At 39.8% G+C, this 14,607-nt stretch carries 10 protein-coding genes; 5 read left to right on the top strand and 5 right to left on the bottom strand.

Annotated elements, in window-relative coordinates; translation table 11 throughout:
• The first annotated feature begins 37 nt into the window (after positions 1–37).
• Both S4054249_RS22615 and S4054249_RS22610 read left to right on the top strand, forming a co-directional pair.
• Positions 38–751, top strand: coding sequence for a UTRA domain-containing protein (locus S4054249_RS22615; protein ID WP_046357617.1), 714 nt, complete (start codon positions 38–40; stop codon positions 749–751).
• 112 nt (positions 752–863) lie between these two features.
• Entirely contained in the window at positions 864–2,171 is a 1,308-nt protein-coding gene (locus S4054249_RS22610; protein WP_046357618.1) for a DUF5690 family protein, read from the top strand.
• Between the two features lie 64 nt (positions 2,172–2,235).
• On the opposite strand, the gene S4054249_RS22605 is transcribed toward S4054249_RS22610, so the two are convergent.
• Positions 2,236–3,282, bottom strand: a complete 1,047-nt coding sequence (locus S4054249_RS22605) for a fibrinogen-like YCDxxxxGGGW domain-containing protein (RefSeq protein ID WP_063881479.1) — start codon at positions 3,280–3,282, stop codon at positions 2,236–2,238.
• Positions 3,283–3,756: 474 nt separating this feature from the next.
• Here S4054249_RS22605 and S4054249_RS22600 point away from each other — a divergent pair, with 474 nt between their 5' ends.
• The gene (locus tag S4054249_RS22600) at positions 3,757–4,530 is read left to right on the top strand and encodes a hypothetical protein (protein WP_046357620.1); all 774 of its coding nucleotides are present in this window, start codon (positions 3,757–3,759) and stop codon (positions 4,528–4,530) included.
• A 157-nt stretch (positions 4,531–4,687) separates the two neighbouring features.
• Here S4054249_RS22600 and S4054249_RS22595 read toward each other — a convergent pair whose 3' ends face one another.
• The gene (locus S4054249_RS22595) at positions 4,688–5,509 is read right to left on the bottom strand and encodes a hypothetical protein (RefSeq protein ID WP_145925097.1); all 822 of its coding nucleotides are present in this window, start codon (positions 5,507–5,509) and stop codon (positions 4,688–4,690) included.
• 475 nt (positions 5,510–5,984) lie between these two features.
• Here S4054249_RS22595 and S4054249_RS22590 point away from each other — a divergent pair, with 475 nt between their 5' ends.
• On the top strand, positions 5,985–6,893 hold the full coding sequence (locus S4054249_RS22590) for an IS5 family transposase (RefSeq protein ID WP_069949100.1): 909 nt from the start codon (positions 5,985–5,987) through the stop codon (positions 6,891–6,893).
• A 556-nt stretch (positions 6,894–7,449) separates the two neighbouring features.
• Here S4054249_RS22590 and def read toward each other — a convergent pair.
• Positions 7,450–7,998, bottom strand: coding sequence for a peptide deformylase (gene def / locus S4054249_RS22585; RefSeq protein ID WP_046356047.1), 549 nt, complete (start codon positions 7,996–7,998; stop codon positions 7,450–7,452).
• Between the two features lie 706 nt (positions 7,999–8,704).
• Between def and S4054249_RS26735 the strand changes: the two genes are divergently transcribed.
• Entirely contained in the window at positions 8,705–8,845 is a 141-nt protein-coding gene (locus S4054249_RS26735; RefSeq protein ID WP_167354865.1) for a hypothetical protein, read from the top strand.
• A 134-nt stretch (positions 8,846–8,979) separates the two neighbouring features.
• Here the strand turns inward: S4054249_RS26735 and S4054249_RS22580 are convergent, their stop codons facing one another.
• Both S4054249_RS22580 and S4054249_RS22575 read right to left on the bottom strand, forming a co-directional pair.
• The gene (locus S4054249_RS22580) at positions 8,980–9,336 is read right to left on the bottom strand and encodes a ribosome recycling factor family protein (protein WP_046356046.1); all 357 of its coding nucleotides are present in this window, start codon (positions 9,334–9,336) and stop codon (positions 8,980–8,982) included.
• Between the two features lie 272 nt (positions 9,337–9,608).
• Positions 9,609–14,594, bottom strand: coding sequence for an ATP-binding protein (locus tag S4054249_RS22575; RefSeq protein WP_145925098.1), 4,986 nt, complete (start codon positions 14,592–14,594; stop codon positions 9,609–9,611).
• Positions 14,595–14,607 lie beyond the last annotated feature (13 nt).

Here is a 14,607-nt window from a genome sequence, read left to right as displayed (position 1 = left end):
ATTAATTTATCAGCACACTGCAAAGAATAAGTCATCTATGAGCGACACCAGTTTTGCCTATGCCCAAGTAAGACAGGCTATTAGCCAACAAATTGTTGAACAAAAATTAACAGGTAGTTTGCCTTCAGAACGAGAGTTATGTGTCAAATATGATGTTGCACGTTCTACATTGAGGCAAGCACTCGGCCAGCTTGAAAATATGGGATTAATCTACAGGAAGAACCGAAGTGGATGGTATGTTTGCCCTCGAAAGCTAAAGTATGACCCCATGCAACATACTTCTTTTTTACAATACACGACAGCTCAGGGCTTTCAACCAAGCACTAAGTTAGTTGAACAAAAGAAGCAAAAACCGTGTAAAGAAATAGCCAATGCACTCGAATTAGATGGACGAACAAGCTTGACAAGCATATTGCGTGTTCGTTCAGTAGATGGTCGCGCTGTTGTGGTAGAAGAGCTAAATTTTAGTAATAAACACCTACCTAATATTGATAAACATGACTTGTCTTTGTCTATTAGCGTGCTGCTTAAAAATACGTATCAACATCATAACGTCCTATACGACATTTCCGTTGAATCATGCTGTTTGTTCAACCCTATCGCACAATATTTAAATACCTATGACGGTGCTTTGGGGCTAAAAGTAACGCGAATAGTGAGAGATCTAGAAGGAACAGCATTCGAGTTTGACCGCGAATATTGGCGCCATGATGCATTGATGATCGAGAACAAAGCTAAGCTACATTTTTAGCAATAAGGCCGTTGTAAAAAATCTGAAATATCGCCCAATTAAACTTTATGCAAATTCAGATACGCATGAATTTGGTCCGTACCAAATTCATGCGTTCCAATATGAGTGTCAAATGTATTACAAATTGGGCAAACAGATTCAAAATCTATTGAGTGCCAATACTTTCTTTTTTTGCTTATTCGCCATTGTTGCCGCGTGCAGTACCTATGCATTCATGTACGGCTTTCGAAAGCCAGTTGCAGTCGGCCTGTATCAGGACGCAGCTTGGTTAGGCTTATCTTTAAAAACGCTCTATTTGACTGCACAAATTTTAGGTTATGCGCTCTCTAAATTCATCGGAATTAAAGTTATCTCGGAACTTCAAAGTCATGGCCGTGCCAAGGCCACCCTCGCTTTGGTTCTGTTTGCTTGGTTTGCCCTTTTTGGATTTGCTATATTCCCTGCTCCATGGAATTCAGTGTTTATGCTATTAAATGGCCTGCCATTGGGTATGGTCTGGGGCATCGTATTCAGTTATCTAGAAGGTCGTCGAGTAACCGAAATACTCGCCGCAGGCCTTTGCACTAGCTTTATACTTGCCTCAGGCATAGTAAAAACAGTGGCCAGTATCTTGTTGATAGATTACCACGTGAGTGAAATTTGGATGCCGTTTGTTACAGCCTCTTTATTCTTACCTTTTTTATGTGTTTCAGTTTGGATGCTAGATAAACTGCCGCCGCCTAATCAGGATGATATTGATCAGCGCTGCAAACGTGTGCCAATGAATAAGACTAGTCGTAAAGAGCTACTCAAATTATTAGGTTTGGGTATCATCATGCTTATTTTTGGCTATATCCTGCTAACGATTTTACGTGATTTGCGTGATAGCTTTGCTGCTGATGTTTGGCAAGCAACAGGACTAAGTGGCGCACCAGCCCTGTTCACGCTCACAGAGCTGCCAATCGCACTGGTTGTTTTAGTCATCATTGCACTACTTAAGCTAGTGAAAAATAATCATACAGCCATGATAATTAACCATCTTTTAATATGCCTCGGCTTTATTATCACGCTGATAAGTTCGCTGGCCTATGAGCACAATAAGATCGGCCCCATCAGTTGGATGATCTTTAATGGCATCGGTTTATACTTAGCCTATGTGCCTTTCACCACCTCATTATTCGAGCGACTGATAGCAACATTTAATCGCCCTGCCAATGTTGGTTTTTTAACCTATCTGGCAGACTCATTTGGTTATTTAGGCACGGTGGGCGTCATGGTTTATCAGAGCGCAAATCACCATACAATTGACTGGAATATTTTTTTACGGGAATTGAGCTATTTTACGGGCATTATCGGCTGCATTTTAACGCTCTTCTCACTCTGTTTTTTTATGTATAAAGAACAACAAAGTGATAATAATCGGGAAAGGGCAATTGCTTAGCGTTAGTTAAAATGCGCAGTATTATATTTTACTCTGATACTGCGCATTGAGAATATGAGCTTTACTATCTAACCCATAGCAGTCCCCATCTGGTACCATTTGCATGCGCATTATAGCTACAACGTGCACTACCTTGAGCGGCAGGTAAATATAAGCCATGTCCTAACCAACATGCGTGGTGGCTTGTATGCACATCACGCTGCCAACCAATTACATTCATGTTGTTGCGATCAGGGTTAATCAAACAGTTAGTATACGTCGTGCCATTTGCTACATATCTTGTACGACAATCAGGTAACGGCGTTGTCGCTTGCTTTTCTTGTTGGTCTTTATAGCCCCATGTATAACGGATCATATCTAATTCAGCTTCGTTTAAAGAAGATTGATATGCAGTGCTTTTACAACCTGCAAAGTCACAAGCAACTTGCTCTCTGATATCTCTAAATGCACTGAGTGAACCTTGATATAATCCCGTTGCTGGGTCTGTTGCCGTTACACCAGGCAAAGGATTGTATTCACTGATACGCTCTTTCCCACCTGGCTCAGTTCTCGCGTACGTACCTATTAAGGTCCATCCGCCTTCATCGGTATCCATGTCACAATAGGCGTCAAAGCTATCATGTACCCCTTCACCATCAGGATCAATTGAATAAACGCCTGAGGCAGCCTCTGGATTTTCACTGAGAATTTGTGCACAACTTACCGGAGCCTTAACCACGTTTACTTTTGGTCCCAATGTAAAGTCACCGGAATCGTTATTTGGACCATACCAAGTGCCTTGGTAACCCTCTTGCGAGCTACCTTGTCCAAGATAATAAAAACGTCTGCCGTCTTTGGAGATAGTAAATTGAACACGTTGAACGGTGCCAGATCCTAGTTCAAACGTATTTGGGTGTTCAAACTCACCTTGAATAAGAATAGACTCTGTTGCTACAAGATCTGTTGCACTAAAGGTGTTAGACAAAACCGTCATATCTAACTTTTGAACATGTGCATTAGAGGACTCAAGCACCCCATTTAAGTTTGTATCTGAAAATAACTCCCACTGCGCGCTTGCAGACGCACCACAGGATATACTCGCCACTAATATTGCTGTTATTTTATTCATCATATTTCATCCTTATATTGCCACTCCTATAATGACATAATAAATTCCATTTAAAATAATAATTTACCATTAAAAATAATTAATAAAAGTTAATCACTTACACCTTAAAAATAAAAACACAATATAAACATAATCTTAAAAGCTAAAATTGACTTAGATAGAACTTAGAATAAAAGGTCTCATTCTTAAAAAAGAAATTTAATATCCATAAACCAAGTGCTCACGGGTTCAATAATTAATCTGGCATAACAATGCTCTGCTAAGATCTTTAAGCTTGAGAAATAAGATTAAACATTGATTGAAGTTAAAAAAACACATATTTGTAACGCTTGTAACTTTTCTTTATTTTAGAATAATTAAAGCGTCTAATGTGCTTCATAAAGTCGCTTTTAAGTGCAATTAAATCTGAATAACTTACTTGCGCTTGTGAGGACGATTAACACTCATAAATTACTGTAAAACTAACAAGGAAATATGATGAATTTACGTACATTATCAATTGCTGCAACGCTTCTAGGCTGCGTGATGACAGCCCAAGCACAAACAGTTACGTTCCAGCTTGCAGCGACAAACGATGCTGGTGAACCCTCTAATCCAACATCAGCACCTGGTCAAAAAGCCTATTCTTTCGATATTGAAATGGCCTATGAATACGGTACCACTAAAAAATGTCGAATTAACTATAGTGAAAATAGCTGTGTATTAGAGGGAGTAAACAACGGAAATCACCTTGTAAGATACAAATGGAATGGCCTTTTTGCTGGAAAGATGAGTCAAATGATCGCAGGATGGATGAACGTCAACTTATACTCTCCTGCTAACGTTTTAATTCCGTCCAGTAACGTTCATTTCTACATGGTAGATAACAAGCCTTATGATGGCTCGGTACAGATTTATGGCCGCACATCTTTTGAAGCAATGATGTACGGATATGGGAGCTTGCAAACGACTCAAAACTCAAACAACCTGGGCAATCATATCGCTACAATGGAGCGCTGGGATATGCAAAATGGTAAGAAGTTCCCAATGTTAGCTGGATGTATGAGCTTAGCTTTATTACCAAAGACGACCAATACCATCAAGCGCGTTACGTACCCTCAACCAACTCTTGACACAGGCCCACAAACCACACTCTTGTGTGTCCCTGGTAATGACACTGATACATACGTTGGTATTGACGCTGAGAAGTTAAGAGTTACAAACATTTCTTCAGTAAAACCAGCTGAGTTACTGGCCACTAGTGCCAAATAACACACGAAGAAATTGAATAAAAAAGCGCATATCAATGCGCTTTTTACAACTCTCTTCTATCAAGGTATTAAGGCCTTTAGAAATCGATTATCCCTTCTCTTATAAATGAACTGTCTTTGACGATACCTTGTATATGACCGACTTGAAACAGTGCATCTTAATAAGCACGATAATAAATTGGCGGGTTAATAGCGTTAAGCGTCTTATCCTCTCTAATTTCTCCATTCAGTAGTTGACGGTTTACCGCATCAATTAAAGATAAAGGCTGACCATTGCTTTCGAATACAACCGTAACTTCTTTACCAAGTTCACCAACATCACTACAATACTTCAACCGCATGTTATCATTGACTTTTCGCCATGAACATTGGAGTAAAGTCTCTTGAAATCCGTCGACAATACGGTGTTTGGGGTAACCTCTAAAGTAAACCGGGCCAACATCACATGCATTTGGCGAAGGCTTTTTGTCAACAATCGCTACACCATCCTCGAACAGGGCAAGTGCATGTTCATTGAAGTTCATCATACAGCTATTCGAACCTGCAATTTGAAGTTTAGTTGCGATAAGCGTGTTTAATGTGCGGCCCTGTACATCATCGCATGTCAATTTATGTGCTTCATTATCCGTATTCGTCCAACGGCAATCTAAGCGGCGCTCAATAACGCCGTCAACTAATCGTTCACTTGGAGATGATTGAAAAGCAGCATAGCCGCCATAACAAGAAGACCGATCCCCCACTACTTTGACCGTCCCTTTTAGTTCAGTACGATAGCCATCATGCCAAGTCACAATACATGTATTTTGACTAGGTATATTTATTTTATTGGTCACAAGTACATCTGAAGCATTACCATCAAGAGGGTTAGTGCACAGTTGGCTCTCCCACGTACCAACCTCATTTTGATTATCTATTTGCCAATAACATGACATTGGGGTTATATCTTGAGCAAGTACTGAAGCTGCAGAGCAACTTGCCATTATCATTACTATATTTATTAATTTATTTAGCCTGTATGCCACAATGATCTCCTTTCTAATAATTAAATCTTTATTTATTTCCATCCGAATGCAAATAAACTTTAGCACTTTAGAAATATAAAAAAATAAGCTTCAACAATTACTTACAATCCATTACTTTAGGGTACAGTTGCACATTAAGACTTACATAAAAACGAAGGGCTAATACGTTATATTCATGTTTGATAAAGATATGCTGTTGTAAGTCAATGGCCAATAAATTAGACTGTAGGTAATGAAGGACTCAGGGTTATTTTTTTGGCAATTCAAAAATAGCTCAATGTAATTATTTAGAGAACATAACTAACTAAAAAAGGAGTTATACATAATCAATCGCTCTACAGCTCATGCTGTGAGAGGCCTTGTTTCCTAAATAATTGAACTTCTGACCTTTTGCGTGATCAGATCAAAAAAACATAACGCAACTCGACCCACCATGACAAAGAAAATTAAAAATTGGTCTGCCTATAACCGAGCGTTGATACAACGTGGTAATATTGCTATTTGGCTCAGCGACGACGCTATTCAACAATGGCAAACCACAGAAAAACACGGTGGGCGTGGTCGTGGTCGTTCAAATAAATATACTGACTTTGCAATTGAAACTTGCCTGACACTTCGGTCTGTCTTTAATTTGCCACTTCGAGCACTTGAAGGGTTCGTTAATTCCCTCCTCAATTTAATGGATGCACCTATTCATTCACCTGGTTACAGCTGTTTGTGCAAGCGAGGAAAGACACTAGATGTTCAATATCGAACCAAGCCAACCACGCAGGGATTTATTGATATTGTTGTCGATAGCACCGGCCTAAAAGTTTATGGTAATGGCGAATGGCATACCCGAAAACACGGAACCAGCAAGCGTCGAACTTGGCGTAAGTTGCATTTAGCGATAGATGCAGCCAGTCATGACATTGTCAGTGCAGAGCTATCAATGGTGAATGTATCGGATGGTGAGGTGTTAGGTGATTTACTACAGCCACTACGGCGAAATGTTGACAGAGTCACCGGTGATGGTGCTTATGATACGCGTGATTGCTACGATGAAATTGCAGCCAAAGGTGCCGTAGCTCGGATCCCCCCAAGGGAAAATGCCCAATATTGGGAGAAAGGTCACCCGAGAAACAGTGCCATAATATTAATACGTCAATTTGGTTTAAAACACTGGAAGGAAAAGTCGGGTTATCATGAGCGTTCGCTGGCTGAAACGGGCGTTTATCGTTTTAAACAGCTTACGGGTGACCAATTAACAAGCCGTACCTTCAACAGCCAACACACAGAAGTAATGATTAAAGCCAAGGTGATCAACACGATGAACAGGCTAGGTATGCCTGAATATCAGTAAAAATGACAAGACAGTTAGGAAGAGCATATTTGCTCAACAAGGCCGCTGTGAGAAAGTTTTTCTTCTGGTACATCACCGGCTCAATCAGTCTCACACAATGCCACAGTTCGACAAACGCATACTATAGGCTCTGGCAAATTTCGACTCCCAAAAACACTAACAAATCAAAATATTCATGTTCACTGCCCTATTCTATTAGCCCAGAACAAAACGAAACGTTTAACTTGGGACTAGCATAATTTAATGTAACCAGTAAAAATCCATTTTCAGAAGATCCTGTACACACAAACTTCAAGGTTGGCTAGTCCGGCGTTAGATTATAAACAACAGACGAGGTATTAGAATTTCCTTCTAGGCTCAAGGTGAGATCACCAACCGAATATGAATTCAACTTACAAGCTTATATCAATTACAAACTACCAAGCATTTATAACAAGATTTTATCTGACGATTGTGTCTACTAATTGAAATTGCTTTTATCGATAGTTTTTAGAGCATTTTATCGCAGGCATTTTAACTGCATAAAAAGTTACTATTGCCATGCTCTACCACCAAATTACAATTGTGGTGAGATATGCTGGTACCAATAACTTTCGCTTACTAAATCCTGTGGTGATGTTAGACGATCAATAAAGGTTAACCCATTCAAGTGATCGAGTTCATGCTGGAAAACCCGCGCTATAAAGCCTTCCAAGACATTTATCTGTACTTTACCCTGCTGATCATAATACTTGATAGAGATACGTGTATGCCTTGGCACAAAACCGCGCATGCTTGGTACACTCAAACATCCTTCCCAGCCTTTTTCTAACTCGCTACTCGCTTCTATTATCTCTGGATTGATGATTGCAGTGGGAGCCATCAGCGGTGCATTTGGGTACCTAGCATTAGGTTTGGAGCACATAATAAAAATTCTTAGACTCTTATATATTTGTGGCGCAGCGATCCCGACTCCACCAGCTCGCTCTACAGTAGTCATCATTTCTCTAATTAAGTTTTGACACTCATCAGCTAAAATATTATCTACCGTTTTTGCTCGAGCCCTTAATATGGGATGACCTAGCTGAGCGATATCAGGTTGATTTGACCTACTTTCAGACGGCATTTGAGCACCTTATTGAAACCGATAAACTTTAATACATAGGATAAATTTACCAGAGGCTCGAGCGAACGGAAATCAAAAACTCTTATTCACCCACAATAAACCAGCCATGTAGACATTTATCGCGGATAGCGCTTATATTTTCCTCAAAAACACACTTCTAAAGTACAGCAATATGTTAATAAAATTGCAGCCCAACCATTTTGCCATTACAAGAGCCCACAGTCTCAATCAACCAATACATGGTAATTACTGTAAAGGTCCACCATAAAACTGACATTGATTTGATATAAAACAAACAATATCGATTAAAATCGATGTAAGGTGCAGTAGCCCCTAGGTAAAGTTAACAGAATTTTAACGCGCCAAATTTAGCACTAACCACAAAGTTTCAATTATTTCTAAATGTTCTGCACACTCTAATAAAAGTTTGACAAATTTATCCTAGATCAATATATTGTCGACTTGAGCGAGTTGCTTTGAATCATGTACAACGGCCCTATAACATGAACAACCTCTACAAACCCATTGCTAAACTTCAAGTTTAGTTTGTTCAAAAAAGGGCTATTAGAGTACCCAGATTGCTATTTTGCAGGGTTTGGATAAAAGTTAGATTGTATAGTTCTAATACATGAGGTAACGATAACTAACAATTTAGTAGTATCGCTCTTCATTATGGTTAATGACGTGTAATTTTGTGGAGTTTGTGATGGAACATTGGTCAGATTTTTTCCCATATATTTTCATGGGAGTTAAAGTAATAGCGTTAGGCATAGCTGGTTTTTTTGCGGTTAAATGGCATTTCGATCAGGATCGGAAATTAAAAGCTAAAGAGTCAAAAGAAAACTAAAGAACCGGACTTTATAAAGACCCGCAAATAGCAGTGCTTAGTTCGCGCGACAAGCCTCTTTTTAATTAAGAGGCAGCATCGGTTACTTTCAAAACGTTATAAGTCTCAAGGACGTTAGAGAGCTCAGTTTACACCTACTCCCACTCTGCAATGTCGAAAACCTTTCTTGCTTCAACAAGTGTGCACTGCGTTTGTGTAATCAACTGCTGCTGTGTCATAGTCGGATTTTGCCTCACGATATTCACCAGTTCAGCCAATTCAGGCTTTGGAATTTGTTTAGTTAAGGTTTCTATGACCCACAACCAACTGGCTTCATTTTGCTGCTGAGCACATGCAACAATATACTCAAATTGCGACTGGCAACCTTTGAGCCTCCAGTTTCTTGAACGACCTACTCGGCTCAATTGTGCACCTGATGATTTCATAATCTCTTTTAAAGCATGCGCTTGCTCAATACGACGTACGAAACTATTTAATTGAATATCCAACATATAAAAGATAAAAAGTACAATCTAAAAAAGTTATGGTTAGCAAAATACCTGAAAGGCCCACATTGTAACTATTTCCAGTAGTTTGTTCTAGATTAGACTTACAGTGAATGTAAAGACAAATGCGACCATATGATAAGTCAGTGTACATACTCATGATTCCAATATTTATGGATCGAAAAAACGAATTACGCTTACGAAAAGTTATCAAATACTGGCATTTAAGCTGTGCTTCAGACCAAAAAACACACTGAATAAAATATGTATTGGTAGCATTAAGGCCAGCGCTGATGGACATCAATCATCATTTCTCTGGCAGGTTGATAGTAATCGTTAAGTTTATTGTCCAGCAGTAACTGGGTAATTTCACCCAGCGATTCGCTTCTTTCACCTTCACTGAGTTCATCTAACCATGTTTGCAGTATGACTTTTTTATCCACCTCTGGCAAAAGTGGTAAGAGTTCGCGTAATTCACGGCAATTCAGTTTAGTCCCCTTTAATTGGCGCATTAAAGGGTCTTTGAATACCATTCTCAATCGCTCATCCCCCCATATAAACATATGCAACATCTCGCGCAAACGCTCTTCATCAAGCACATAATGTGTCAACTTTCTTAATGCTTCTGGGCTCATATTATCCAAGCTCTCATCTCTTTTACTATCTAACAATGAGTAAAAGCTATTTATCTCTAAAGCATCAATTTTCTGCGCAATCAACACAGTGAGCTTGTCATGTAAATCTGGAAACAAACTTTTCAACTCAATCAATTTTTCTATCTCATAAACACGATTTTCATGCTTTTCCAACAAAGCGCTATAATGCTGAAATACTGACACAACTTGAGGATAGCTGAGCACTGTTGCGCACTCTCGCAAACACTGAGCGATATATGCGCTCTCCTTAATATTGAGTATCGAATCCAATATTTCAAAAGACAGATTAGAGCCCTCAAACTGCTGATAAAACCGAATCAAAGCCACTTCCGCTCGCACTCTATAGTTTTCATCCAAGGAATCGACAATCTGCCTTACCTTATCCAAATGCTGTCGCTGTAAATTCGGTGAGGCTGCTCGTAAAATGCCTAGTCTCAAATAGCCATCTCGAATATTTAAACACTGCTCCAGTACTGGCATCATTAACCTTGATTGCAAGTGTGCTGCCATGCACTCCAATGCCTGACCTTTTTCAACGTTATTTACCATAGAACACACAAAAGAGAAGATTTTCATTTGCTGCTCTGTATCGCAATGTTTAATGATTTTATTTACATACTTATCAAAAGACTCTTCCCGCACCTGACCTAAAAGAATATCAATAGCTTGTTTTAGCAAAAACGCCTTTTTATCTGAGTCGGCATATGGCAACCACAATGCTAGTAAATTGAAGCGCTTTTTATCATTTAACAACCCATCCAAAATATCGGTAGTTAATACGTCATCCTGCTCGCCATGCTCACCCTCAAGTCGGTAAACATACCCCATCAACTTATCAGCATCGGCAATACTTAAAATCTGATTATGCACCGCAACAATCTGATCTTTATCGAGATGTTCGGCTATATTGTCTATTACTTCTTTGCGGTATTTAGGGTCATTGAGTTGAGCAATGTGAAACATGACTTCATTGACTAAATGTCGTGGTAAATAGGGAACTAATACTTCTATCACCCGTGCTATAAGATAATCTCCTGGCTCTGCTGTGCTTACAATTGCCGAAGCAATACTTGCAAGTAACTCAAAACAATTTTTATGTTCGGGATCTACCACTTTCTTAGCATCATGTTTGAGACGCTTTAAATCAATTAGGTATTGCCATGCACAAGCAATGTCTAGCAAAGTGACTCTAGGCATTATCTGTTTTAATAATTTTATTTGCTCATCATCTTTTACAGTAGGCAGAACAGTAAATAATGCGGGTATTGCACAGACTGGCATATCTGGTAGTAACACAGATAGAATTTGGCCAACTGCTTTTTTATTCTTGAACTGAGTTAGTTGATCAAACAAGCTCTTATAAAAACTATCTGGCCACTTACCTTTAAGAAACTCAAGATCTTCCTCAAAAAAATAGCCATCATCCAGAATGTGTGAATAAGTTATGATTTGCTGAAGTATCGAATCACTTTTCGACTCTGGCTGCGCTCTAGCCAGTACAACTAACAATTGAATATCAGTATGTTCACCACGAGATAGTGCATACTCAACAACTGCATCAAGCAATTGGTCGTCTAGATATGGCATCAAACTGAACAAAGTTCGGCTTTGAGGTTTTTCCTTTTTTAAGGCCCACTCATAAACCTCATAACGCAATTGCTGATCCAACTTAGGGATCAATTCAAACAGATAGTTATCTTCCTTTTCAGGCAGGTAATCCCATACGTATGACAACAACGAAGACGCTGTCAATTGACACGCAGATTTAACAGCCTTATTCAACACGTAATACGTATCAAATGCTTCAAATAATCTCAAAACTGCCAATCGTTCAAATAATTGAGAGATCCAGCGTGATTTGTTCTTGCTCGGTAAGAAATACAATAGTGAGCCGAATATGCGACATAAATGTTCACTATTTTCAAGGTATTCCGCCTCTTTCGTCCCTAAGTTCTGTACCTTAGGGTTCGCTAAAAGCGGTCTTAACTCATCAAGACACTTAAAAACGGGTTGTTCATCAGAACCTACAAACTCGGAACATAGCTCAGACATTTGTTGGTCTAGTCGACCTATTACATGTGTTAGGGTGACTTCAACCTGCTCAGGAAAGCTTTGACAAATTGCTTCACTCAACTGCTCACTGAAATCTTGACATACATCCTCGATAGTCAGCTCTGTGTTCTCAATCAGGGTTGAAACGCTTTGCAACCAATCAAACAAAAGGAGCTTCTGTTGCTGCACAGATACATCAGTGCACCATCTACCTACCTCAGAGAGCAAATCATCTAACGCTTCAAACGTCGTGTTATCACCGTTCAAGTGCGAAATTCTTTCTCGTAATTTGTCAACCTGACGTTGAGCTATAGCATTACACTCAGCGCCACTCAGGTACGGCCGAATATGCTCAAATAACTTAAAACTAAATAGATAAGGGTCATTTTCGCAAAACTGCCAAATCATGTTTGCTTGGTGTTGTGTCACAAAACTCATAACCTGAGATTCTGAAATCACTTCATTTTTATTCCAGTTATCTATCGAACAATCGTGGTTTCGATATTTTCGTCCAGTAGCTAAGTCATGCTCGGTAAACATATCAACAAAAAGGGCTATAGCTTTCGCTCTGGCAGGTTTTTCCAAAAACTCAGCACTCAAAACCAATTCATAGAATAACGACCCACGATTACTGCAACGGCAAATAAAGTCTACCAACTCATCATATTGCTGCGGAGCAACACGCTCTGCAAGCACTTGTATCACTGACGAGTCGGTATCAATTTCATTTGCTTCAATCAGCTGTATCAGGCGATCTGTAGCGATACATCGCAGTAAAGCAACAGGAATATCTTGCCAATAATTTCGACTTTTTGAAAGCCAAAAAGACATCGCTAGCACTAGTCCCTGTTCATTGAAAAAAGGCGCTGCAGCCTGTAATGCACTTATGGCATCTTCGTCATCGGGAAATTGCCGAATCAACTCAAATACTTGGTTCTGTGAAAACAAGCCATGACGTAATCCAAGCCCACATAATTTGGGTGAAAAAACCGTATTTAATGAATGGATGGAAGAGAGGATCATGGTGCAATTTAGTTGCGCGGCAAAATAGTTGGGCAACCCATCACTTTCGGCGTCGTCGGTCTTTGCCAGTACCTCACTGATGCTTCTGATATCGTCTGCATAAGCTTTATGGCTGCCGTAAAAATTAAAACAAGCTTCATACCAAGGCTTACCCAAAAGCATAATCAGCTTTTGTGGATTGGCATTGCACTCTATTAAGTGAGTACAGTAATGCCTGATAAGATATTCAGCTGGTTCAAAATCTGGATTTTTTTCGAACTGTTGAAGCTGTAACTCTCCCCAATTAATGTAACTTTGAGCTGCCCTTTCAATCGTTGATGTACAAAGAAACTCCGCTTCACCGCTTACCAAAAATTGTGCCAGTGCAGGGTGACTTAACGCATACCCTTCAAGGTTACCATGACCGATAACAAAGCGACTTAAAGCGTTACTCAAGGTAGGCAAGTTAATTGGCGTGTCAGGGAGCATAGTCTCTAACAGCTGCTTCATGTCGTGTGCTTGAATTGGTCCATAAGCATGAGCCAACAATGCCAAAAAAGCCAGTACGCTGTCTTGGTTAAACGCATTAGATCCGCAGGTTAACTCCTCCTGCTCAGCAAACCACTGACAAAAATAACCATTATAACCCGGTGCCAATTGGCCTAGTGATTCATTATCGACCCTTTTACCACATTGCGCTTGCTCAATCATATACTCGACATAATATTTGATGAGTAATGGTTCCCCGCTGGAGAGTCTATAAATCTGCTCAACCAAAGCGTCATCGGCAAACAGATGTTCAAAGTTGCTCAGCGGCAGGTATGCCTCTTTCTGCCGTGCCACTTCACTCAATAGCTCCATAATATTTGTTTTATCAAAGGCAGGTAACGTCATCACTTGACAACAATCTTTGTGTTGATGCCAATTAAGCGCTCTTAGCCAACCATTGATATCGCGGTCAGCCGTACCTAGTCGCGCAGAAACCAGAAATTTTAATCCGGCAGATAAACGAGCAGGTATGAGTGATTTCAAAGTCCAACCTTTCGCTTCATCTAAACCGTCAATGACAATTAATAGTTGTTGATTTTGGTGTTGAACAAACAAGCGTTCAATAATATTGCGATAATAATTGGCTGTATCTCCAACCGGAGAATCTTCGAAATCTTGCGCCAAGGCATCAGCTAATGCGCCAGCGAACATCTGCAAAAATACATCTTCGCGACAGGTGTCAAAACGAACACTGATTGGCAAAAATAATACTTTAAAGTCGGTCAGTGAGCGTGTCCAATTGGCTAACAAAGCACTTTTACCGCGACCAGCAGGAGCACCGAGAAACAAACGATCAGATGAAGGCTGATTAAGCCATAGATCGAGAGATTTGAATTGCGCTTCTCGGCCACCAAATACCAGATGAGTTCGTTCATCTCCTAAATATTCAAAGAGAAAATTCTCTACCCTCTGTTGATATTTAGGCTCAATTGAACGTGGAATAAAATGGTAAACCTGACAAGTGACCGAAACATCGCGTACCTGGCTCTGACTGATATTGAACACAATTGGGGGGCCA

Source organism: Pseudoalteromonas luteoviolacea, assembly GCF_001750165.1.
GTDB lineage: Bacteria > Pseudomonadota > Gammaproteobacteria > Enterobacterales > Alteromonadaceae > Pseudoalteromonas > Pseudoalteromonas luteoviolacea_G.
The sequence above is the reverse complement of the archived record's forward strand: the minus strand, read 5'-3'. Positions and strand labels throughout refer to the sequence as shown.